Below are 21,666 nucleotides of genomic sequence, written 5' to 3' on the forward strand. Positions count from 1 at the left end.
GGAGCTGTGTGGGAGCACGTCCTGATGATCTCAGGAAAGGTTGCCGGCGCGATCCCCGCCCGCGACGCCGAATATCTTGGCGCAGTGTGAGTGCGACGTCCGCTGTGGCCGCCCTGGTGCGGTGTCGCCCGGTCGAGGTCTCATCGGCCGTAGGCGGCCAGGAACGCGGTAACTCCCACCTCGGTGAGGTGGTCGATCGCGGCGTCGTCCGGCAAATCGTCCGTGCCGCAGAACATTGCCTGGTTGATCGGCATCCACAGCAATAGCCCGGCGAAATGGTGCGCAGCGATACCCGGTTCCGCGGTGTCGAGTAGTCCACGCTCTGTCAATTGGGTGAAACCTTTGGCCACGGCATCAATTCCGCGTTGGAAGGCCAGGTTCCAATAGCTGCGGCCGAGTTCGGGGAAGCGTTCGGCCTCACCGATCACCACTCGGCGCAATTGCAGCACCCGCGGCTTGCGCAGCGATTCCAGCAGCACCCGCGCGAGGGTGCGCAGGTCGCGCGGTAGGTCCGCGGAGTCGCCGAGGGCGGCCGACGCGTTCCCGATTGCCTCGTCCGCGCTGGTCATCATCCCCTGGATGATGTGGACGAACAGCGTCTCTTTATCACGGAAGTGCTTGTAGACAGTCTGTTTCGATACCGCGGCCAGCTTGGCGACCTCATCCATGCTCGCGGCGGCGTAGCCCTGGCGTAGGAACACCGTCGTCGCGGCGTCGACGATGGCCGCACGCCGCTGCGCGGACCTCGTTCCCTCGTTCGGTGCCGGTGAAATTTCCTGCATTCGCCCTGGTCTCCTTCCGTTTCCTTCATAGTACTAGACGATCCAGTTCCGTTTGTAGTACTGTACCGTCCAGTTCCAAGGCGACGCAGGGCGTTGCCCGAAACACACCGAACAGTGAGGACCTGACGAGATGACCGACAACCGAACCGGGCTGCTGCTGGCCTGCGGCGTACTCGCCACCCCTTTGTTTTTCGTCGTCGCTTTCGCGCAAGCGACCGCTCGCGCCGGGTTCGACCTCGGCCCGCACATGATCAGCCAGTTGGGGTCCGATGATCTCGGCTGGATTCAGATCGCCAACTTCCTGGTCACCGGAACCCTGTTCATCCTGGCCGCGGCCGGGCTCCGGCGTTCCTTCACCGAGGGCCCTGGCCGAGTGTGGGCGCCCCGGCTGGTCGCGGTGTTCGGTGCGGGCCTGATCGCCGCGGGCGCGTTTGTGGCGGATCCGGCCAACGGCTACCCGGTCGGGGCCGTCGAACACACGACATGGCACGGCATCCTGCACGGCGTCGCGGCGATTGCCGCCGGAGTGGCATTGATCGCGGCGCTCGGTGTTTTCGCGCGGCGCTTCTTCGCGGCGAATCAGCGTGGCTGGGCGATCACCTGCATCATCGTCGCGGTCGTGTACCTGATCCTGCCCTTCGTCGACCCCGACCAGGGCGGACTGCTTCTCGCGGTGGCCTCGGTCATCAGCTGGGGCTGGTTATCGGTGCTCGCACTGCGCCAAATGCCTACCTTCGCAACGCAAGTCAGTTGGGGCGCACCCCACCCCGCCTGACCCCGGCACACACCCAGTCGGCTGTCACGAAGATTCTCGTGACAGCCGATTGCCGCGTTGGGGTCGCCGAACTCAGGTCGTGGTATCGATTCGGTACAGCTGTAGCGCGGTGGTTCGGAAGATCTGTTCGAGCTCGGGTCTGCCGCCGCCGTGGCCGGTGATTGCGGCGGCGATCACCTCCACGCTGTTGCCGATACTCGTAATCGGTTTGTCTACTGGGAAATTGGAGCCCCACAGGAGTCGGTCGGCGCCGAAGACGTCGAGCGCGTGTTCGACGAGTGGGCCGATCCGGTCCAGGAGTACCGGGACCGGTGTCGGGTGACCGCGACGGGGGACCGGATGGCCGAGGACGGGCATCATCAGGCCGCTGACCTTCGCGAACACGTTCGGATTCGCGGCAAGCGCGGTGAGATCGTCGCGCCAGCGGATGAACAGTTCGCGGCGCAGGCTCGGATTAGTGCCGGTGTGCTTGCCAACGGGGCCGAAAATGCCCGCGGGAGTGCCGAGATGGTTCAGCACGATGGGTACCTCGGGATATCGTGTGGCCAACGCGGTGACATCCGGCAGCGCGTGCGAATACACCCACGCCTCGAAGACGAGACCACGCTCTGCCAGTGCCACGAAGCCGTCCAGGAATGCCTTCGTGGTGAGGGCACTTTCGGTCTTGGCGAACGACCGCACCTCGCGGTCGGGGTGGTGGGCGACCATGGCGCGGATACCGCGCAGCAGGGCAGACGCGGCGCGATGCGCGTCGAGCAGCGCGGCGAAATTCGGTGCCGCGGGATTCGCGTGGCCGAGGATCGCGCCGAGCACGGGATTCGCGCCGCCGAAGGGTAGTGCTGCGACCCAACGCGTTTCGTCGACTTCGGCCAGCGGTCCTGAACCCGACCATCCGACTTCGATGTGCACGATCGCCTCGACCGGAGTCGCCTCCGTATCGGCGCGGTAGTCCGTCGGCAGGTAGGAATGGGCGAAAAATGTTGGATCACCGACGAATTCGCGGTCGCGCCGCGGTGCGAGCCGGATCGCGATCTCGATCGGCAGCGGCAAGTACTTGAACAGCCGCGCCATGGCGCTGAAGTCGCGCGGCGTCGCCAACGGATCCCACTGGTGGATGTGCGCATCGATGATACGAATGCCCGTGAGGTCCATGCTGCCCGTCCCGTCGACGTCGACCGTCCGCTCCGGCGATTGTCACATGTCACCGGGCGAGGCGGGGCGATAATCATCTGGTGCAAGCAGAGCATCCGACGTCCGCCGCTTTGCAGCGGCTAGTCGACGAGGGCGTGTTGACCGCGGCTCAGCTCGAGGCGGTCGCGGCGGCGTTGGTTGCCGAGAAATCCGGCAATCGGCCGTCGCCGGGCAAGCTGCTCGCCGAGATCGCCGCGTATGTCGGTGCGGGCTTGCTCTTCGGCGGCGGCGGACTCGTGCTCGCCGGATCGTGGGAGGACATGGCGCGTGCCGCACGGATTGTCACCTTCGCAGTGGTGACAATCGGGCTCACGGCCGGTGGGATCGCCGTGGCCGGTGGATTTTCTGTGCTGTTCGGCCGTGCGGTCGACGGAAGCACCGCACGGCTCCGGCTCGCGACAGTGCTGTTCGCCCTTGCCGCGGGGGCAGTGACCGTGACAGTGGGCACCGCGATCGGTACCGGCGACAATGCTGCGGGCTGGGTCGGTGCGACCGTCGCGGGCGCGCTGGCTGCCATCCTCGGCTACCTTGCGCTTGCTTCCCTGACCGGCTTGCTCACCTGCGCTGTTTTCAGTGCCTGCATGGTCCCCGCGGTGCTCGATGTGACTTTCGGGATCGACGAGCCGTGGATCGGCGTCGGCTTGTTCGGGCTCGGCGGAATCTGGTTCGCGCTCACCCGAATCGGCGCATTCGCCGAGGTCTGGGCCGGTTACTCGGTGGCGATCCTGATCTCCCTGCTCGGCGCTCAACTGACCGGCGACCACAATCTGACCCCGGCCTACTCGCTTACCGCCGTGTTGGCCGTCGCCTGTTTCGCGCTCTATGCCGCGCAGCGCTCGGCCGTTCTGGTCATCGGTGGCGGCATCGCGGTTGCCGTATCCGCCGCGGAGGCGGTCTGGCAGTGGACCGACGCAGCAGTCGGTGCGGCGGGTTCGGTATTGGCCATCGGCGCAATAGTTCTCATCACCGGCGCGGTACTGCTGGCGCGCGCGTCGAAGACTTCCCCGTAGGCCGTATGGGCGCGACTCATCGAGTCGGTCCCCGAGGTGCGGATCCTCCGAACGGTCCTAGACGTTGCGGCGATATTGGCCGCCGACAGTGAAGAAGGTGTCGGTGATCTGCTGCAATGTGCAGACTCGGGCCGCGTCCATCAGGACCTCGAAGATGTTGTCATCGGTGCGAGCCACGGCGTCCAGGCGCGCAAGGGCGTCGTGGGCCTCATCGCGATGACGCTGCTGGAATTCGCGGACCCGATCGAGTTGCGACTTCTTCTCCGTTTCGGTGCCACGGGCGAGTTCGAGTTCACGGTGCGGTTCGCCGTTCGGATTGCGGAAGGTGTTGACCCCGACGATCGGCAGCGAGCCGTCGTGCTTACGGCGCTCGTAGAGCATGGATTCGTCCTGGATACGGCCGCGCTGGTAGCCGGTCTCCATCGCACCGAGCACGCCGCCGCGCTCGCTGATCCGCTCGAACTCGGTGAGCACCGCCTCCTCGACCAGGTCGGTGAGTTCATCGATGATGAAGCTGCCCTGCAGCGGGTTTTCATTCATCGCGAGGCCCCACTCGCGGTTGATGATCAGCTGGATGGCCAGCGCGCGGCGCACCGATTCCTCGGTGGGGGTGGTGACCGCTTCGTCGTAGGCGTTGGTGTGCAGGCTGTTGCAGTTGTCGTAGATGGCGATGAGGGCCTGCAACGTGGTGCGGATGTCGTTGAAGTTCATCTCCTGCGCGTGCAGTGAGCGGCCCGAGGTTTGAATGTGATATTTCAGCTTCTGTGAGCGATCGTCGGCGCCGTACTTCTCGCGCATGGCCACGGCCCAGATGCGACGTGCGACACGGCCGATCACCGAGTACTCCGGGTCCATGCCATTGGAGAAGAAGAAGGACAGATTCGGTGCGAACTCATCGATCCGCATGCCGCGCGCGAGATAGGCCTCCACGTAGGTGAAGCCGTTGGCCAGCGTGAAGGCCAGCTGGCTGATCGGGTTCGCGCCCGCCTCGGCGATGTGATAGCCGGAGATCGAGACCGAGTAGAAGTTGCGAACTCCGTTGCGCACGAACCACTCCTGAATATCGGCCATCATGCGCAGGCTGAATTCGGTGGAGAAGATGCAGGTGTTCTGGCCCTGGTCCTCCTTGAGGATGTCGGCCTGCACTGTCCCGCGCACGGTGGCAAGGGTCCTCGCTCGGATATCGGCGGCCTCGTCGACGGTGGGCCGGCGGCCCTCGGCGGCCGAGAATCGTGCCAGCGCTTGGTCGATGGCGGTGTTGAGGAAGTAAGCGAGGATCGTCGGCGCGGGTCCGTTGATGGTCATCGACACCGAGGTGGTCGGCGCGGTGAGATCGAATCCGTCGTAGAGGGCCTGCATATCCTCGACCGAGGCGATCGACACCCCTGAGGTGCCGACCTTGCCATAGACGTCGGGGCGCTCGTCGGGATCGCGGCCGTAGAGGGTCACCGAGTCGAAGGCCGTGGAAAGCCGGGTCGCCTCGGCATGTTCGGAGAGCACCTTGAAGCGCCGGTTGGTGCGGAATGGATCGCCCTCGCCCGCGAACATGCGCGCCGGATCCTCGTTGTCGCGCTTGAACGGGAACACGCCCGCGGTAAACGGGAAGCGGCCGGGCAGATTCTCCGAGCGCAGGAAGCGAAGCAGCTCACCGTGATCGGTGTAGCGTGGCAACGCAACTCGCGCAATGCTGCTGCCCGACAGCGATGCCCGACGCAATGGCGTCCGAATCTCTCGATCGCGCACCCGTACCACCTGCTCCGCGCCGCGGTAGCTTTCGGCGACGGCGGGCCAGTCGCCGAGCAGAGTCGCGTTCTCGGTGGACAGTTCCGAACGGGCATGGTCGAGCAATGCGGCGACCGCGGTGTCGTCGGGGAGTTCCGCCAGCACCTGTTCGAAGCGCTGGACCCGTTGTGCGGCACGTGCCTGCTGCTCGGTGTCGGCGTGATAAGCGCGCACTGTCTCGGCGATCTCGGCGAGGTAGCGCACTCGGGCAGGCGGAATGATCTGGGCGAAGCGGGTAGATGCGCGGGTCTCGACCCTCGGCAGCGTCCCAGGTTCCAGCCGCAGGCCGTGTTCGCCCAGACGCGCGGTCAGGTGCTGGTAGAGCGCGGTCACTCCGTCGTCGTTGAATGTCGCTGCGCTGGTCCCGAATACTGGCATATCGTCCGGGCTCGCCCCGAACGCCTCACGATTGCGTAGCAGCTGGCGCGAGACATCGCGCAGTGCGTCGGCGCCGCCGCGGCGTTCGAACTTGTTGATCGCCACCACGTCCGCGTAATCCAGCATGTCGATCTTCTCCAGCTGGGAGGCGGCGCCGAATTCCGGTGTCATCACATACATCGACACGTCCACGTGGTCGACGATCGCGGCGTCGCCTTGGCCGATGCCCGGTGTCTCCAGAATCACCAGGTCGTATCCGGCGGCTCGGCAGGCCGCGATGATCACGTCGATGTTCTGTGGCAGTTCGTGATTGCCGCGTGTGGCCAGTGACCGGAAGAAGATGTGGTCGCCGTCCAAGGCGTTCATCCGAATGCGGTCGCCGAGCAACGCGCCCCCGCCACGGCGTCGAGTCGGATCGACCGCGAGGATCGCGACACGGACCTTGTCTTGCTGATCCGAGCGCAGTCGGCGCACCAATTCGTCGGTGAGAGATGACTTTCCGGAACCGCCCGTGCCGGTGATGCCCAGCACCGGTACGGTCCGCGCGGCCGCTGCCGCGGTCAGCGCGTCGCGCTCGGCAGCAGTGAGTCTGTCCTGCTGCAGGCAGGTGATGGCCCTGGCCAGCGCAGTGCGTTCGCCCGCGAGCACCGCATCGATCGAAGGCCGGTCGGTCGACAGATCGACATCGCACTGTCGGACCAGTTCGTTGATCATGCCGGGTAGGCCGAGCCGCTGTCCGTCCTCGGGCGAGAAGATCGTCACGCCGGATTCGGCGAGCCGCGCGATCTCCTCGGCGACGATCACACCGCCGCCGCCGCCGAAGATCCGCACATGTCCCGCCCCGGCCTCGCGTAGCGCGGTGGCCAGGTATTCGAAGTACTCGATGTGGCCACCCTGATACGAGCTGACCGCTACGCCCTGCACGTCTTCCTCGACCACCGCGGCGACGACTTCGTGCACCGCCCGGTTGTGGCCGAGATGAATCACCTCGGCGCCCTGCGATTGGAGGATGCGCCGCATGATGTTGATCGCCGCGTCGTGCCCGTCGAACAAGGCTGCGGACGTCACGAGTCGGACGGGGTTGGCGGGCGAGTGAAGCGCGCTGCTATCGGCCACGATGGTCCTCCGGCGAGTCCTTTTGGCGCCCGATACTAGGACGTCAAACTAATCGTACGGTGATGGCAGTCACAATGCCATGTAACTCGCATCGTGGCCCGTGTCGGTTGCGCAGATGCTCGAGGATGGAAGCGCTGCAGTGGCTTATCGACCGGGGGCGTCTTTCCCGCGGGTCGGCGCCGTGGGCGACCGCTCGGTGCGCAACGGCGACTCCCGGGCGATCGGGTGGTCGAAACGCCTTCGCTGCCCGCGGCGCCGCGAAGGGTAGCGCGTCCTCGAAGCCTGTTCGCGCTCACGGGTCCAGCGCTCGCTCCGAGGCTCCTGAGCTGGCCATTCTTTGTTTGACCTGCGCTTTTGGGGAGTGTTATATCCCACATCCGCACCCCGATGTTGGATTTACTTGGACATCCAACTATAGGATGACCGTAAATCTGGCGTGGGGCTCCACGCCGCCGCTGTCGACACCTTGAGGACTGGCATGGTTCGCGAACTCACACACTTCATCGGCGGGCAGCACGTTGCCGGCACGTCCGGCAGGTTCGGCGATGTTTTCGATCCGAACATCGGGGCGGTGCAGGCGCGGGTGCCGCTGGCGAGCAAGTCGGAGGTCGAGGCGGTCATCGCCGACGCCGCCGAGGCGCAGCAGGTGTGGGCCGCGTTCAATCCGCAGAAGCGGGCGCGGGTGTTGATGAAGTTCCTGACCCTGGTGCAGGACGAGCTGGATTCGCTGGCCGCGCTGCTGTCGAGCGAGCACGGCAAGACCATCCCGGACGCCAAAGGTGACATTCAGCGCGGCCTGGAGGTGATCGAATTCGCCACCGGCATACCGCACCTACTCAAGGGCGAGTACACCGAGAGCGCGGGCACCGGTATCGACGTCTACTCGATGCGCCAGCCGCTCGGTGTCGTCGCGGGCATCACGCCGTTCAACTTCCCGGCCATGATCCCGCTGTGGAAGGCCGGTCCGGCGCTGGCATGTGGAAACGCTTTCGTGCTCAAGCCTTCCGAGCGCGACCCCTCGGTGCCGCTGCGTCTGGCCGAGTTGTTCCTGGAGGCGGGCCTGCCTGCGGGTGTATTCAACGTGGTCAACGGTGACAAAGAGGCCGTCGACACACTGCTGCACGACCCGAGGATCAAGGCCGTCGGGTTCGTCGGTTCTACGCCGATCGCGCAGTACATCTACGAGACCGCGACCGCGAACGGCAAGCGCGCGCAGTGCTTCGGCGGCGCGAAGAACCATGCGATCGTGATGCCCGACGCCGACCTCGACGACGTCGCAGACCAATTGATCGGGGCCGGTTACGGTTCCGCGGGCGAGCGCTGCATGGCCATATCGGTCGCGGTGCCGGTCGGCGAGGAGACCGCCGATCGCCTGGTCGCCAAGCTCACCGAGCGGGTACACAAGCTCAATATCGGTCGCTCCGACGATCCCGGCGCCGACCTCGGTCCGCTGGTCGGTCAGGACGGCGTGAACCGCGTGAACAATTACGTCCAGATCGGCATCGACGAGGGCGCGGAACTGGTCGTCGACGGCCGCGGGCTGAGCGTGGAAGGCGGCGAGAACGGCTACTTCGTCGGCGCCACCCTGTTCGACAAGGTCACCCCGCAGATGCGGATCTACCAGGAAGAGATCTTCGGTCCGGTGGTCAGCGTGGTGCGCGCCAAGGATTACGAAGAGGGCCTGCGTCTGGCCAACGAGCACGAATACGGCAATGGCGTAGCGATTTTCACCCGAGACGGCGACACCGCCCGCGATTTCGCCGCCCGCGTCCAGGTGGGCATGGTCGGCATCAATGTCCCGATCCCGGTTCCGATCGCCTACTACACCTTCGGCGGCTGGAAGCGTTCCGGCTTCGGCGACCTGAACCAGCACGGCCCCGATTCGATCCGTTTCTACACCAAGACCAAGACGGTGACACAGCGCTGGCCTTCCGGCCTCAAGGAGCTCGGGCCTGTGGGCCGTTCCACAGGCTCCACGCCCAACGCCTTCGTCATCCCGACGATGGACTGAGGTCATGTTCGTACTCGACGAAGACGAGAAGGCGATCTCCGATACTGCCCGCTCCTTTGCCGACGAGCTACTCGCCCCGAATGCCCTCGAATGGGATGAGCAGAAACACTTCCCGATCGATGTGGTGCGCAAGGCCGGCTCGCTGGGCATGGGCGGCATCTACGTGGGTGAGGATGTCGGCGGCTCCGGGCTGCGCAGGCTCGATGCCGTCCGTGTCTTCGAGCAGCTCGCCACCGGCTGCCCGGCCATCGCCGCCTATATCTCCATCCACAACATGGTGTCGTGGATGATCGACAATTACGGCACCGAGCAGCAGCGCCACCGCTGGCTACCCCGGCTCGCCTCGATGGAATGGCTCGGCAGCTATGCGCTGACCGAGCCCGGCGCCGGATCCGACGCGGCGGCCTTGAGTACCAAGGCCGTTCGCGACGGTGACGACTATCTGCTCACCGGGGTGAAGCAATTCATCTCCGGCGCGGGCAGCACCGACGTGTACGTCGTGATGGCGCGCACCGGCGATGCGGGTGCGCGAGGCATCTCGGCGTTCATCGTTCCCGCGGACACCCCCGGGATCTCGTTCGGCGCCAACGAGAAGAAGATGGGCTGGCACGCACAACCCACCCGTCAGGTGATCCTCGACGCGGCAAGGGTGCCCGCCGCGAATCGACTCGGCCCGGAGGGCAACGGTTTTCGGATCGCCATGAATGGGCTCAACGGCGGGCGATTGAACATCGCCGCCTGCTCGCTCGGCGGAGGTCGAGCGGCACTGGACAAGGCGGTCGCCTACCTGGGCGAGCGCAAAGCCTTCGGTGCCCGACTGCTGGACAACACCGCACTGCAATTCCAGCTGGCGGATATGCGCACCTCGTTGGAAGCGGCCCGTACTCTCCTGTGGCGTGCCGCGGCGGCCCTGGATGCCGATGCCGACGACAAGGTCGAGTTGTGCGCCATGGCAAAGCGATTCGCGACCGACGCCGGTTTCGAGGTCGCAAACAAGGCGCTTCAGCTGCACGGTGGCTACGGCTACCTGGCCGAATACGGCGTCGAGAAGATCGTCCGAGATCTGCGGGTGCACCAGATTCTCGAAGGCACGAACGAAATCATGCGGGTGGTTGTCGCCCGCTCGGTGGTAGGAGCGGCATGACCGAAACGGAACCCGACATCCTGATCGACAAGCGTGACGGCCTCGGCCTGATCACACTGAACCGGCCCAAGGCCATCAACGCGCTGAATCACCATATGGCACTTGCCATGTCGCGCGCGTTGCGCGAGTGGGCCGAGGACGAAGAGGTGCGCACCGTCGTCGTCACCGGCGCGGGGGAGCGCGGGCTGTGCGCGGGCGGCGACATCGTCGCCATTCACCACGACGCGAAGGCCGGCGGCGAAGCCGCCACCAGCGCGACGGCCGCCTTCTGGCGCGACGAGTACATTCTCAACGCGCTGATCGGCCGCTACACCAAGCCCTACGTGGTGGTCATGGACGGCATCGTGATGGGCGGCGGCGTCGGTATTTCCGGCCACGGTAGCCATCGCATCGTCACCGAACGCTCCAAGATCGGCATGCCGGAGGTCGGTATCGGTTTCATCCCCGATGTGGGCGGCACCTACCTCTTGGCGCGCACCCCCGGCGAGATCGGCACGCACGTCGCGCTGACCACCGCACGGATGAGCGCGGGCGATGCCATCGCCACCGGCTTCGCCGACTACTACGTGCCGTCGGAAAACATTCCGGCACTATTGGAAACGCTGCGCTCGGAGACGGCCGAGATCGCGATCGCCAAGTTCGCCACGGACGCACCGGAATCGGAGTTGGTCGCCCAGCAGGACTGGATCGATGCCTGCTACAGCGCGAACTCCGTCGAGGAGATCGTTGCCCGACTACAGGCGAGTGATACACCTGCCGCGGTCCAGGCGGCGGCCGATGTGCTCGGCAAATCGCCTGTCGCGCTGAAGGTTACGCTGCGCTCACTGCGTGCGGCCCGCGCCGCGTCGAGCTTGGAGGCAGTGCTGAACGAGGAGTATCGCGTTTCGGTCGCCTCGTTGGCCTCGCATGATCTGGTCGAGGGCATCCGCGCGCAGGTCATCGACAAAGACCGAAACCCGCAGTGGTCGCCCGCGACGCTCGCCGATGTCACGGCGGCGCAGGTCGAGGCGTACTTCGCCGAATTGGGCGAGTACGAACTGGGTTCGACGATTCCGGAGGGACAGCAGTGAGCAAGAAGATCGGCTTCCTCGGCCTCGGCCACATGGGCGGCCCTATGGCCGCCAACCTGGTGCGGGCGGGCTACGACGTCAGTGCCTTCGACCCGGTCCCCGCCGCGCAGGAGCAGGCGCGCAAGGACGGCGCCACCGTGGTGCACACCGCGGCCGCGGCCGCCGCCGACCGTGATGTCGTGATCACCATGCTGCCCAACGGCAAACTGGTTCTCGACGTCTACGCGGATCTACTCCCCGCCGCCGCACCGGGCACACTGTTCATCGACTCCTCGACCATCGATGTCGCCGACGCCAAGGCCGCGGCCGTGCTCGCCGTCGGCGCAGGTCATCGTGCACTGGATGCCCCGGTGTCCGGCGGTGTCGCAGGCGCTGCCGCGGGCACGCTGACCTTCATGGTCGGCGGCGGTGCCGCGGACTTCGCCGACGCACTGCCGGTGCTCGAGGTCATGGGCGGCAAGGTCGTGCACTGTGGTGGTCCCGGCGTCGGCCAGGCCGCGAAGATCTGCAACAACATGCTGCTCGGCATCTCGATGATCGGTTTGTCCGAGGCGCTGGTGCTCGGTGAGAAGCTGGGTCTGAGCCACCAGTCGTTCTTCGACGTCGTCTCCACCGCGTCGGGCCAGAGCTGGGCGCTGACAAACTACTGCCCGGTCCCCGGCCCGGTGCCGACCAGCCCGGCCAACAACGACTACCAGCCCGGTTTTGCCACCGCGTTGATGACCAAGGACCTCGGTCTCGCCGCGAATGCCCTGCGTGACAACGGCATCGACGGCAGGCTCGGCATGCTCGCCGCCGAGATCTACACCCGGTTCAACCAGGCCGAGGCCGGAAAGGACTTCTCGGCTATCGTCACCGATATCCGTAACCGTTCCGACCGAGAAGGTGTCTAAAAGATGGATGCATCGCGAAGCGATTCCGTGGGGGACGGCGGTCGGGTGACGGGAGGGCCGGACTTCGAGACAATTCTGCTGGAGCGCAAGGGCCGGGTCGGCTGGATCACGCTGAACCGCCCGAAGGCGCTCAATGCGCTGAACGCGCAGGTCCTCGACGATGTCATCGCCGCGCTCGACGAACTGGAGCACGACGACGCTATCGGCGCCATTGTCATCACCGGCTCGGAGCGTGCCTTCGCGGCGGGCGCCGACATCAAAGAGATGCAGCCCAAGTCGTACATGGACATGTTCATGAACGACTACTTCGCGCGCTGGGATCGCCTTGCCGCGTTTCGTAAGCCCACCATCGCCGCGGTCGCGGGGTACGCGCTCGGTGGTGGCTGTGAGCTGGCCATGATCTGCGACATCCTGCTCGCCGCCGACAACGCCAAGTTCGGCCAGCCGGAGATCAAGCTCGGTGTCATCCCCGGCATCGGCGGCTCGCAGCGCCTGACTCGCGCCGTCGGCAAGGCCAAGGCCATGGATCTGGTGCTCACGGGCCGCAATATGGACGCCGAGGAAGCCGAGCGTGCGGGCCTGGTTTCCCGCATCGTGCCCGCCGCCGATCTGCTCGACACCGCGCTCGAAGTCGCCGAGACCATCGCCTCGATGTCGCTGCCGGTCACCATGATCGCGAAGGAAGCCGTCAACCGTTCCTTCGAAACCACCCTCGCCGAGGGCCTGCGCTTCGAACGCCGAGTCTTCCACTCGCTCTTCGCGATCGAGGACCAGAAGGAAGGCATGTCCGCCTTCGTCGAGAAGCGCCCCGCGAAATTCACCAACCGCTGACCACAGCCGATGAGGGAAGCCCGGCCGAGCACTTCGGCCGGGCCTTCTGGTTTCAGACCTCGCGGAAAGATCGCGACAGGGCGGTGTCGGCAAAGGCCGATGGGGCCCGGCCGTCGATGGCGAGGCGGTAGAGAGCGGTTCGGTAGATTCCCGAGACCGCGGTGTGAGGCGGCGATCGCCATCATGGCGTTCGCCTTTCCGGTTCGGCTCGGACCGCGGCCGCGCCCGACCCGCAGCAGCTGTGACCATGTCGCACCACCGATCGCCCACAGCAGCACGTGCTTCCACTTGGCCACGGCCACCCGTAACCCGGCTGCCACGCGTGGATCTCCGCCTTGCAGCGCAACGTCGGCCTGCGAGACCAGCGCCGCTTTGAGGAAGATCATGGCGCTGCCCGCTAGCACGGCGTACGCGACCGAGCATCCGAAAAGGACCACCATGGACAACGGGCTCTGCGACAAGGGGGCCATCGTGAACGGCACCACCGCCACAGCGAGCCCGACAATGGCGTACGTCACCCCGGTCAACACTGGAAACAGCGCCAACTCCTGGTGCGACTTCAACACGGTGGCGGCGGTCTTGAACATCTGCCAAGAATGCGCGAATCCCACCCACGACCCCCTCAGCTTCGGGTGCTGACGTGCTTATCGTAGCGAGGGTCTCGTGCTGTGTCCGACTTCGTCAGTGCGGCACGGCGGGCGCTCATCCGAAAGGCGCGGCGGGGATACCTACTACCTCGACCGAAGTCGGCGCGATCCCCCCACCGGGCGACTGTGCCGAATTCTTGCCCATGGCAAGCAATCCGGCGATGGTTGCGCCGAGTGCCAGGGTGACCGCCACGGCGGCGATGAGTTTTCTTCGGCCGACGGTGCTCGAGGCGAGAGTGGGCTGGGTTGCGCTGGTCCGGATTCGGGCCATGCGGACGTCGCCGGTGGGACGTTCGGCGGCGAGCAGGACAGCGCCGCGGGCGGAGACGTATTCGGGCTCGGAGTCGTAGATGATCGGCAGGTCGGTCATTTCGCCGAGCGCCTCGCGGATGCTCGGGCTGCGGGTGCAGCCGCCGAGTAAGACCATCGCCTCGGGGTGCACACCGGTTTCTTCGATGAGCTGACGGACGAACGACGCCGAATGATGGATGCTCGCCGCGCACAGTTCGGCGAGGTCGCTGCGGGTGACAACGGCCCGGCCGCCGGTGGTGGGATCCATGGCTGTGACAACCCTGGCGCTGCTCAGGGCTTCGCGGTGTCTGCGGCTTGTCAGTTTGTCGGTCAGCACGCTGCCGCGGGCCAGTTGCCAACGCAGCAGCCCGTCGTAGCCGTCGCCGCCGAGCACGGTGCTGCGTGTGCTGGACAGGATGGTTTCGGTCCGGCAGTCGGCGTGGGTGATGGTCAGGCCGGAGCTGCCGAGGTCGTAGAGGATCACCGAACCGGTGTCGGGAAGCAGGCCGGTGAAGCGGAGATACCGCAGCTGAGCGAGCGGTTCGTCGACGATGGTGAGCCGGGTGCGGCCCGCCGCGGCTCGGATGGACTCGGCATGCAGTGGGCAGCGGCAGGTCACGGCGGTGCCGGTGATCAGCTCGTCGCGGCGTTCGGCGGATCCGCTCATTTGGCGAATCGCTTCGAAAACCGGCTCCTCGATGCCGCCGCCCGCGCGTCGCGGCACCTGGCAGCGATCGATCGGGGGGAGATGCGGCTGATCGGAATGCGTCAGCATCGCGCGCGCGCCGCCAGCGCCCGCCGATACCCCCAAGACCAGCACCATGGAGTCCATGGTGAACCTTTTCCGCGCCGCTGCCAAGACGACAGGGCTGGGAATTCGCTAGTTGGATGCCGGACCGTTACAGGGCGGTCGTTCAGTTCGGCTAGTACCCACCAGTTCTCGTGCAGAAGTCAGCGATCGGTCGCCGTCCAGCGAGCCGGTTCGTCTTCGGTGTCGAAGTCGCCTGCGGCATGCCGGAATTCTGCGAGCAACTGCAATAACGTGTGCAGCCGATCCGGTGCCAGCCCGGGTACCGCGAACACTTTCGCATTGAGTTCCTCGGTCGCTTCGGCAACCAATTCCCTTCCAGCGTGAGTGATTTCGATCAATGTTGCCCGGCGATCGCTGGGGTGCGGCACCCGCTCGACGAGCCGTGCGGCTTCGAGTCGGTCGACGGTATTCGTCACGCTGGTCGGGTGCACTTGAAGCCGGGCGCTCGCCTTGGCCATCGGCAGCGCGCCGGACTTGCTGAAGTTCAGCAGCATCAGAAGTTCGTAGCGCGAGAAGGTCAGACCGGTCGGTTTCAGTGCCTCGTCGACCCGGGCCATGACGATTTGCTGGGCCCGTACCAGAGACGTCACGGCAGCCATTCCGTCGGCGACATCACCCCAGCCGTGGTCGACCCACTGGCGATGGGCCTCCTCGATCGGGTCGAGCGGTAGTGGGCGTGGCCGAGACATGACCCCGATCATTCCATGTGAACGGCCGCCGTTCCGTCATCCCGCCACATCCGGTTCTGCTCGGCGCACGGGCGAACCCACTTCGAATCAGCGTGAGCGCAAGGGTGGGCGGGCGCGGCTCGAAACGGCACTATTCATTGCGAGGCGGGCGTGGCTGAGTGGTTGAGGCAACGGTCTGCAAAGCCGTTTACGCGGGTTCAATTCCCGCCGCTCGCTCTATGCGGTCAGGTGTGCCGCCCTGGGTGCTCGGCTCGGTGAAACACCATTACCGAGCCGAGCACTCGCTGATTCAGGATTCGTAGGCGACTGCGGCGCCGAGCACGTCCAGGCGCACGCGCTGGCCGGTGGTCGGGGCCGCGGCGCTGGCACGGCGCACGCGCACCGGGTCGGTGTCGCCGTTCAAGGCGATGGTCAGCATGACATCGGCGCCGCGGAATTCCACCGCGTGCACCACGCCGCTGCTCTGGTCGGCATCCGGAACCGCATGGGCCACCAGCTGTTCCGGGCGGATCATGATGGTCACCGGGCCCGAAGGCGCCGACTTCTGCACCGGGATTCGCCCGAGCGCGCACTTGGCGACATCCGCCTCGACGATCGCGTCGAGCAGTACACAGTCACCGAGGAAGTGGGCGGTGAACAGATCGGTGGGGGCGGCGTAGACCTGCTCAGGCGCACCGACCTGGGTGAACCGGCCCTGCCGCATCACCGCGACCTGCTCGGCGAAGCAGAGCGCCTCTTCCTGATCGTGGGTGACCAGGATGCTGGTCATGCCTGCCGCGCGCAATGTCTCGGCGACGGCCTGCCTGGTGGTGGTGCGCAGACCCGCGTCCAAGGCGCTGAACGGTTCGTCGAGCAGCATCAAGCGGGGTTTGCGTGCCAGCGCGCGGGCCAGCGCGACGCGCTGCTGCTGCCCGCCGGAGAGTTGGTGTGGGCGGCGGTCGGCATAGGACGGGTCCAGCGACACCATCTCCAGCAATTCGCCGACCCGGTGCTTGCCGCTGCGCATCCCGAAGATTCCGCTGCGCAGACCGTAGGCGATGTTCTGGCCGACGGTCAGGTGCGGGAACAGCGCGCCGTCCTGTGCGACGTATCCGATGTTGCGTCGTTGCGGTGGCATCGAGAATTGATCCCGCACAACGGTTTCCGTGCCGATGGAGACCGTTCCGGCATCCGGCGACTCGAAGCCCGCTATCACCCGGAGCAGAGTTGTCTTGCCGCAGCCGGACGAGCCGACCACCGCGGTGGAACTCCCATCGGGAACCTCCAGCGTGATCCCACCGAGAACCTGGGTGTGCCCGAACGTTTTCGCGACGTCGGCCACGACAAGTCGGCTCATACTCCCGCTGCCTTCCTGGATTGGGTGAACAGCAGATACGTCACCGGCACCGCCGCGACGATCATGATCAGCGCGTAGGGCGCCGCGGCCGCGTAGTCCAGTTCGCCCGACAGCGACCAGAAGCGCATGGCCAGCGTGCGAGTTCCACTGGGCGCCAAGAGCAATGTCGCGGTGAGTTCGGTCGCGACCGCAACGAAGACCAGCGCGCCCGCGGACGCCGCGGCGGGTGCGGTGAGGCGCAATGTCACCCGGAAGAAGGTGGCCACCCCGGACTGCCCGAGCGAGCGCGACACCTCCTCCAACCCGATCGGCACCTGCGCGAGCCCGGCTCGCACACTGACCAGCGCCCGCGGTAGGAACATCAGCACATACGCGGCCACCACCATGGTCACCGTCTGGTAGAGCGGCGGCGCCCATCGGATGGTGACCGTCACCATGGCCAAGGCGATCACGATGCCGGGCAACGAGCTGGTGATGTAGTTGGCGCCCTCCACAATTCGGGCGAACGCCGAGGTGGAGCGCACCGCGATCCAGGCCACGGGGAAGGCGCAGAGGGTGGTGATCAGGGCGGCCATGGCGGCCAGCGCGACGGTCTGCCCGAGCGCCTGGCCGATTTCGCCGAGATCCCACACCTTCGCACCACCCGACCGCAGCCAGCGCGCGATCGTCCACAGCGGTACCCCGAGCGCGCCTACGGTCACCGCTGTCAGTGCGGCGAGCACCGGAATTGTGCCGAGGCCGAGTCGAACCCGAGTCGCGGCGCGTGGCGCGCCGCTGCCGATCCTGGCGTAGCGCGCGCCACCGCGGGCCGCCGCCTCGCCTGCGAGCAACACCAGGCAGCACAGCACGAGCACTCCGGCGAGCATGCTGCCGGCGGGACCGGCGAAACTGGATTGATACTGCTCGAAAATCGCGGTGGTGAAGGTGTCGAACCTGACCATCACGAACGCGCCGTATTCGGCGAGCAGGTGCAGCGAAATCAGCAGCCCACCACCGAGAATCGCCAACCTCAATTGTGGAAGCACAATGCGCAGGAATACCGCGACCGGTCCGGAACCCAGGGCCCGCGCGGATTCCTCCACCGAGGGATCGAGGCGACGCAGTGTCGCCGCCGCGGGCAGGTACACCAGCGGAAAATAGGACATGGTCGAGATGGCGACACCGGCCGACAGTCCATGCATGGTCGGGAAAGCGCTCACCCAGCCGTAGCTGTTCACAAAGGCGGGCACGGCGAGCGGAGCCGCGAACACCGGACCCCACCAGGCCGCGCCGGGGACCGCCGTGCGCTCGACCACCCAGGCGAGTCCGACCCCGAGCACCACGCAGATCGGCACTGTGAACACCACCAGTCCGGCCGTATTGCGCAGCAGTTCACCGACCCTGGGCCGGAACACCAGATCGGCGGCCTGATCGAGTCCGGTCGAGAAGATCGTGGACACGATGTAGCCGAGCGGGACGAACGTCGCCGCGACAAGCAGCAAGGCGACGGTCGTGACGAGAGGCCCGGGTCTGCCGACCCGGGAGGAAACGACGGCGGTCCGAACGGCCACGGTTAGAGCAGACCTGCCTCGGTCATCAGCGCCGTCACCTTCTTGGCGTCGAGCTTGCTGGGATCGACGGACGGCGCTTGCAGATCGGCGAGCGGCGGCAACGCCGGGTTGGCCGCGACGGCGCTGGCCACCGGGTACTCCATGGAGTCGCCGTCGCGCAGGATCTGCTGCCCGGCCTCGGCGGTGATGAACGCCAGGAACTTCTGCGCCGATTCCTGCTTCTTGCTCGACTTCAGCACGCCGCCGCCCGACACACTGACGAAGGCGCCGGGGTCCTGGTTCTTGAAGTAGTGCAGTGCCGTGCTTGCGCTGCTCTCCTTGGTGTTGGCCTGGTCGCGGTACCAGTAGTAGTGGTAGATCACGCCGCCGTCGGGCTGACCGGAATTGACGGCCTTCATGGTGGCGACGTTGTTCGGGAACGCGGTGGCGTTCTCCTTCATGCCCTTCAGCCAGGCGCGTGTGGTGTCCTCACCCTTCAGCGCGAGCAAGCCGGCCACGATGGCCTGGAAGTCGGCGCCGGAGACCCCCGCGCCCCAGCGGCCCTTCCACTGCGGCTGCGCGAGGTCCAGCAGCGAAGCCGGCAGCTGATCGGCGGCCACCTTATCCTTGTTGTAGACGAAAACCGTTGAGCGGGCTGCGATTCCGGTCCACTTGCCGGTGGAGGGCCGGAACTGCGCAGGCACCTGATCGAGAGTCTGCCTGTCGAGGTCGGCGAACAAGCCCGCGTTCTCGACCAGCGCCATGGCGGGAGAGTTCTCGGTCAGGAAGACGTCGGCGGGGGAGGCGGCGCCCTCGGCGACGAGCTGGTTGCCCAGCGCCGTGTCGCCACCTTGACGCACAGTGACCTTGATGCCGGTCTGCCTGGTGAACGCGTCCACCCACTCTTTGGTGAGCGATTCGTGCTGTGCGTTGTAGACCGTGATTTCGTTGGTGTCGTCCGAGGAATTGGAGCAGGCTGTCATGCCTAGTGCCGCGACCGCGACCGCGAGCGTCGCGGAAACCGATTTCCATCTGACCGACACCATTATCTGTCCTTCCGACGCGTACTAGGCCCGCCTACCTATGATGAGGCTTACCTAAGCAACATACCGCGTTCGACGTGCGCGGATGATATCGGTCCTGCCGCGGCTGTCACGCGCGACGGCCGCTGGTGACGGCATGCAGGTCGGGCGAGCAACACCGCCCGTGACCGCTTTCGGGTCACTGGAGCGACGCCCTTTTTCCGGTCTGTTATCCGAGTCCCGAGAAATCACGCAGAACAACGTGATTGCGATCAGCACAGGTGCCGAGTGTGTAATCCGGCAGCAGGCCGAAGTATTCGGCTCTGGTCGTCGCGCTCCATTGCTTGGCGGCGGGGGTGCGAGTTTTGTAGAAATTCACCATGTACCCGCCCTCGTAGAGTCGAAGCAGGCTGTAGCCGCCCGGGTATTCCTTCACCGCAGCCACTTCCAGGAATTCGACCGCGCACGCCGCGTCCGGGCGGGTGCGTCTGTTGCGGTGAGTGTGGCCGCTGTGCTGCAGGAACACGCCGGGGGCCCGCTCGTAGAGCGACTGCAGCTCGGCGCTGTCGGGGCGGTTCAGCACGAAACCAGGTCCCGCGGTGTTGGTGAGTCCGGACTCGATAGTCACCGGATGGTGGCCGAACACCAGCGTCGGACGGTCCGGGTCGCCGCCGAGGAGCTCGGTAAGGTGCTCGAACTGCGGGCGCTCGATGCTGCCGCCCGCGCCGTCGAGCTCGCTGGTGTCCAGGCCGATCACCCGCAGCCCACCGACCTCGTGCTCGATCAGCTGCTGGCGTGGGGTGAATGCGTCGGCCCAGCAGTCGTGATGGTCGGCGGCCGCGGGTGTACAGGCTTGATAAGCCGCACCGAGATGAGGCCGGTCGTGGTTGCCGCGCGCTACGAGGTAGTCACGCCCCAGTGTGCCCCACCGATCCAGGTGGGCACGGACGGCGCGGGACTCCGCAGCCGTCGCCTCGCTGGTGAGGTCGCCCGCGATGATCAGTCGATCGGCGTTTCGGTCGGGACGGCGCACGTCGTCGAGCAATGCCGCGAGCATCACCTCCGGATACGGCGGCAGGTCGGGTTCCTGCCGGAATCCGGGCGGCAGGTCGCCGATGACGAGACCGCTGACCTGCTCGCCGTAGTGCACGTCGTTGGCCAGTGCGAGGGTGCGCAGCGGGCGGCCCGGTGGCGGCACCAATGTGGTGAATTCGCCGGCGGATTCGGGACTGCCGGGGGTCAGCGTCGTCAACGAGAGCGCGGGGCTCGCGCGCACGCCGTTCGACACTGCCTCGAATCGATAGCGGCGACCAGGTTCGAGGCCGTCGATTTCCGCGTAGTGGAACGGGGGGGCTCGGCGTCGGCGTAGACCGGTGTCACGGCGCGGGGCGAGTCGGCCGGGCCGAGGCGGACTTCGGTGTCCGACTCCGCAGGCACCAGCCGCCCCGTGGGATCCGGCGTCACCGTGGTCCACGTCAGAATCACCGATCTGTCGGTGATCGTGACGACTTCCAGGTCGATGGCGACCAGCGAATTCGGTTGTGCCCGAGCGGAACTCGACCGGGCGGTACCGGTGACGGGCAGTAGCGCGGCAAGGCCGACGGCGGCGAGCAGGTTTTGGCGCGAGGGGCCGCAGCAACTCATAAACGACTGTGCGCGTTCAGTTTTTGTCCGCTTCCGCCGAGCAGACCCGCCACTTCCCGTCTTCCTTCCGCAGATGTTCGCTGGTGCTGTCATCGGTGTCGGGCGCCTCGCCGGGGAGGGTGAGTGTGAGGTGTCCGACGATGTGCGCGGTCGCTGTATCTCCGGTGACCACAATGTTCTCGATTCTATCGATGGTCACCGACACCTGGGCCCCATCGAAGGCTCGCTTCTGCTCCTCGCTCAGCGAGTCGAAATCGGCTCGATCCGACGCGCATGCCTTCGCGGCCGCCGCCCGGAAGCCGTCTTTGCCGAGGGCGTTATAGAAGTCGTGGATCGCGACCTCGATCTTCTTCTCGTCGGAGGCGAGCGGCGTCTTGCCCTGCACCGTCAGCACCACGCCGGCGGCAATCCCGCCCGCGATGATCAACGCCAGTACCAGCAAGCCGATGAACAGCCCCGGCCGCTGTTTCTTCGGCGGTGGTGGGTACCCCTGTGGCGGATACCCGGGCGGTGGATAGCCAGTGCCGCCCTGCGGCGGGTACTCGTAGGGCTGGTGCGGCGGGTACGGCCCCTGTGGTGGATACCCGTGCTGACCTGACTGTTCCGGGTACTGCGATCCGTACGGCGGCTGCCCGCTCGGCGGATATGTCATCGTCCCATCCCTCCGCTCACCCCCGGTTGCCACGAAGATTACGGCACCGCGAGACGTGGCGA

Annotated in this window: 18 protein-coding genes, 1 tRNA gene and 1 pseudogene; 9 read left to right on the plus strand and 11 right to left on the minus strand. The window is 66.2% G+C overall.

Annotated features, from left to right (window positions below):
* Window positions 1–140: 140 nt before the first annotated feature.
* Window positions 141–782 carry a TetR/AcrR family transcriptional regulator gene (locus AB0M74_RS14345; protein WP_364906419.1) on the minus strand — a complete coding sequence of 214 codons (642 nt, stop codon included), beginning with the start codon at window positions 780–782 and terminating at the stop codon, window positions 141–143.
* 130 nt (window positions 783–912) lie between these two features.
* Between AB0M74_RS14345 and AB0M74_RS14350 the strand changes: the two genes are divergently transcribed.
* A complete protein-coding gene (locus AB0M74_RS14350; protein WP_364906422.1) occupies window positions 913–1,557 on the plus strand; it encodes a DUF998 domain-containing protein in 645 nt (214 codons plus the stop codon).
* 72 nt (window positions 1,558–1,629) lie between these two features.
* Here AB0M74_RS14350 and AB0M74_RS14355 read toward each other — a convergent pair whose 3' ends face one another.
* The gene (locus AB0M74_RS14355; RefSeq protein ID WP_364906425.1) at window positions 1,630–2,709 is read right to left on the minus strand and encodes an amidohydrolase family protein; all 1,080 of its coding nucleotides are present in this window, start codon (window positions 2,707–2,709) and stop codon (window positions 1,630–1,632) included.
* An 80-nt stretch (window positions 2,710–2,789) separates the two neighbouring features.
* On the opposite strand from AB0M74_RS14355, the gene AB0M74_RS14360 reads away from it, so the two are divergent.
* A complete protein-coding gene (locus AB0M74_RS14360) occupies window positions 2,790–3,758 on the plus strand; it encodes a hypothetical protein (protein WP_364906428.1) in 969 nt (322 codons plus the stop codon).
* A 57-nt stretch (window positions 3,759–3,815) separates the two neighbouring features.
* Here the strand turns inward: AB0M74_RS14360 and icmF are convergent, their stop codons facing one another.
* The gene (gene icmF / locus AB0M74_RS14365; RefSeq protein ID WP_364906430.1) at window positions 3,816–7,034 is read right to left on the minus strand and encodes a fused isobutyryl-CoA mutase/GTPase IcmF; all 3,219 of its coding nucleotides are present in this window, start codon (window positions 7,032–7,034) and stop codon (window positions 3,816–3,818) included.
* A 478-nt stretch (window positions 7,035–7,512) separates the two neighbouring features.
* Between icmF and AB0M74_RS14370 the strand changes: the two genes are divergently transcribed.
* Genes AB0M74_RS14370 through AB0M74_RS14390 form a run of 5 tightly spaced genes read left to right on the plus strand, consistent with a single transcriptional unit; the run spans window position 7,513 to window position 12,983 of the window.
* Window positions 7,513–9,045: a CoA-acylating methylmalonate-semialdehyde dehydrogenase gene (locus AB0M74_RS14370; RefSeq protein WP_364906432.1), complete on the plus strand. Its 1,533-nt coding sequence runs from the start codon at window positions 7,513–7,515 to the stop codon at window positions 9,043–9,045.
* 4 nt (window positions 9,046–9,049) lie between these two features.
* A complete protein-coding gene (locus AB0M74_RS14375; RefSeq protein ID WP_364906434.1) occupies window positions 9,050–10,189 on the plus strand; it encodes an acyl-CoA dehydrogenase family protein in 1,140 nt (379 codons plus the stop codon).
* Window positions 10,186–11,259 (plus strand): enoyl-CoA hydratase/isomerase family protein, encoded by a 1,074-nt coding sequence (locus AB0M74_RS14380; protein ID WP_364906437.1) that lies wholly within the window; start codon window positions 10,186–10,188, stop codon window positions 11,257–11,259. Before AB0M74_RS14375 ends, AB0M74_RS14380 begins: the two co-directional genes overlap by 4 nt.
* Window positions 11,256–12,152: a 3-hydroxyisobutyrate dehydrogenase gene (gene mmsB, locus AB0M74_RS14385; RefSeq protein ID WP_364906440.1), complete on the plus strand. Its 897-nt coding sequence runs from the start codon at window positions 11,256–11,258 to the stop codon at window positions 12,150–12,152. Before AB0M74_RS14380 ends, mmsB begins: the two co-directional genes overlap by 4 nt.
* 3 nt (window positions 12,153–12,155) lie before the next feature.
* The gene (locus tag AB0M74_RS14390) at window positions 12,156–12,983 is read left to right on the plus strand and encodes an enoyl-CoA hydratase (protein ID WP_364906443.1); all 828 of its coding nucleotides are present in this window, start codon (window positions 12,156–12,158) and stop codon (window positions 12,981–12,983) included.
* Window positions 12,984–13,267: 284 nt separating this feature from the next.
* Here the strand turns inward: AB0M74_RS14390 and AB0M74_RS14395 are convergent.
* Window positions 13,268–13,453: pseudogene (locus AB0M74_RS14395) on the minus strand (hypothetical protein); the annotation flags it as partial.
* Between AB0M74_RS14395 and AB0M74_RS14400 the strand changes: the two are divergent.
* Window positions 13,368–13,622, plus strand: coding sequence for a hypothetical protein (locus AB0M74_RS14400; RefSeq protein WP_364906445.1), 255 nt, complete (start codon window positions 13,368–13,370; stop codon window positions 13,620–13,622). The pseudogene AB0M74_RS14395 and the gene AB0M74_RS14400 sit on opposite strands and share 86 nt — an antisense overlap.
* Before the next feature lie 63 nt (window positions 13,623–13,685).
* On the opposite strand, the gene AB0M74_RS14405 is transcribed toward AB0M74_RS14400, so the two are convergent.
* The gene (locus AB0M74_RS14405; RefSeq protein ID WP_364906447.1) at window positions 13,686–14,753 is read right to left on the minus strand and encodes an Hsp70 family protein; all 1,068 of its coding nucleotides are present in this window, start codon (window positions 14,751–14,753) and stop codon (window positions 13,686–13,688) included.
* A gap of 119 nt (window positions 14,754–14,872) precedes the next feature.
* Window positions 14,873–15,421 (minus strand): MarR family transcriptional regulator, encoded by a 549-nt coding sequence (locus AB0M74_RS14410; protein ID WP_364906450.1) that lies wholly within the window; start codon window positions 15,419–15,421, stop codon window positions 14,873–14,875.
* A 144-nt stretch (window positions 15,422–15,565) separates the two neighbouring features.
* On the opposite strand from AB0M74_RS14410, the gene AB0M74_RS14415 reads away from it, so the two are divergent.
* Window positions 15,566–15,637: transfer RNA gene (locus AB0M74_RS14415), tRNA-Cys, on the plus strand.
* Between the two features lie 73 nt (window positions 15,638–15,710).
* Here AB0M74_RS14415 and AB0M74_RS14420 read toward each other — a convergent pair.
* The 5 genes from AB0M74_RS14420 to AB0M74_RS14440 all read right to left on the minus strand — a co-directional run bounded on the left by AB0M74_RS14420 (window position 15,711) and on the right by AB0M74_RS14440 (window position 21,604).
* A complete protein-coding gene (locus AB0M74_RS14420; RefSeq protein WP_364906454.1) occupies window positions 15,711–16,757 on the minus strand; it encodes an ABC transporter ATP-binding protein in 1,047 nt (348 codons plus the stop codon).
* The gene (locus AB0M74_RS14425; protein WP_364906455.1) at window positions 16,754–18,307 is read right to left on the minus strand and encodes an iron ABC transporter permease; all 1,554 of its coding nucleotides are present in this window, start codon (window positions 18,305–18,307) and stop codon (window positions 16,754–16,756) included. Before AB0M74_RS14425 ends, AB0M74_RS14420 begins: the two co-directional genes overlap by 4 nt.
* Before the next feature lie 2 nt (window positions 18,308–18,309).
* A complete protein-coding gene (locus tag AB0M74_RS14430; protein ID WP_364906457.1) occupies window positions 18,310–19,332 on the minus strand; it encodes an iron ABC transporter substrate-binding protein in 1,023 nt (340 codons plus the stop codon).
* A gap of 205 nt (window positions 19,333–19,537) precedes the next feature.
* Window positions 19,538–20,584 (minus strand): metallophosphoesterase, encoded by a 1,047-nt coding sequence (locus tag AB0M74_RS14435; protein WP_364906460.1) that lies wholly within the window; start codon window positions 20,582–20,584, stop codon window positions 19,538–19,540.
* Window positions 20,585–20,968: 384 nt separating this feature from the next.
* Window positions 20,969–21,604 (minus strand): hypothetical protein, encoded by a 636-nt coding sequence (locus AB0M74_RS14440; protein WP_364906462.1) that lies wholly within the window; start codon window positions 21,602–21,604, stop codon window positions 20,969–20,971.
* Window positions 21,605–21,666: the final 62 nt, after the last annotated feature.

This window comes from Nocardia sp. NPDC051463, assembly GCF_040681975.1.
Lineage (GTDB): Bacteria > Actinomycetota > Actinomycetes > Mycobacteriales > Mycobacteriaceae > Nocardia.

Excerpts from the sequence above, each read along its gene's own strand:
- AB0M74_RS14345 (WP_364906419.1), bottom strand. The coding sequence starts at position 782 with ATGCAGGAAATTTCACCGGCACCGAACGAGGGAACGAGGTCCGCGCAG.
- AB0M74_RS14350 (WP_364906422.1), top strand. The coding sequence starts at position 913 with ATGACCGACAACCGAACCGGGCTGCTGCTGGCCTGCGGCGTACTCGCC.
- AB0M74_RS14355 (WP_364906425.1), bottom strand. The coding sequence starts at position 2,709 with ATGGACCTCACGGGCATTCGTATCATCGATGCGCACATCCACCAGTGG.
- AB0M74_RS14370 (WP_364906432.1), top strand. The coding sequence starts at position 7,513 with ATGGTTCGCGAACTCACACACTTCATCGGCGGGCAGCACGTTGCCGGC.
- AB0M74_RS14375 (WP_364906434.1), top strand. The coding sequence starts at position 9,050 with ATGTTCGTACTCGACGAAGACGAGAAGGCGATCTCCGATACTGCCCGC.
- AB0M74_RS14380 (WP_364906437.1), top strand. The coding sequence starts at position 10,186 with ATGACCGAAACGGAACCCGACATCCTGATCGACAAGCGTGACGGCCTC.
- AB0M74_RS14390 (WP_364906443.1), top strand. The coding sequence starts at position 12,156 with ATGGATGCATCGCGAAGCGATTCCGTGGGGGACGGCGGTCGGGTGACG.
- AB0M74_RS14400 (WP_364906445.1), top strand. The coding sequence starts at position 13,368 with ATGGCGCTGCCCGCTAGCACGGCGTACGCGACCGAGCATCCGAAAAGG.
- AB0M74_RS14405 (WP_364906447.1), bottom strand. The coding sequence starts at position 14,753 with ATGGACTCCATGGTGCTGGTCTTGGGGGTATCGGCGGGCGCTGGCGGC.
- AB0M74_RS14410 (WP_364906450.1), bottom strand. The coding sequence starts at position 15,421 with ATGTCTCGGCCACGCCCACTACCGCTCGACCCGATCGAGGAGGCCCAT.
- AB0M74_RS14420 (WP_364906454.1), bottom strand. The coding sequence starts at position 16,757 with ATGAGCCGACTTGTCGTGGCCGACGTCGCGAAAACGTTCGGGCACACC.
- AB0M74_RS14430 (WP_364906457.1), bottom strand. The coding sequence starts at position 19,332 with ATGGTGTCGGTCAGATGGAAATCGGTTTCCGCGACGCTCGCGGTCGCG.
- AB0M74_RS14440 (WP_364906462.1), bottom strand. The coding sequence starts at position 21,604 with ATGACATATCCGCCGAGCGGGCAGCCGCCGTACGGATCGCAGTACCCG.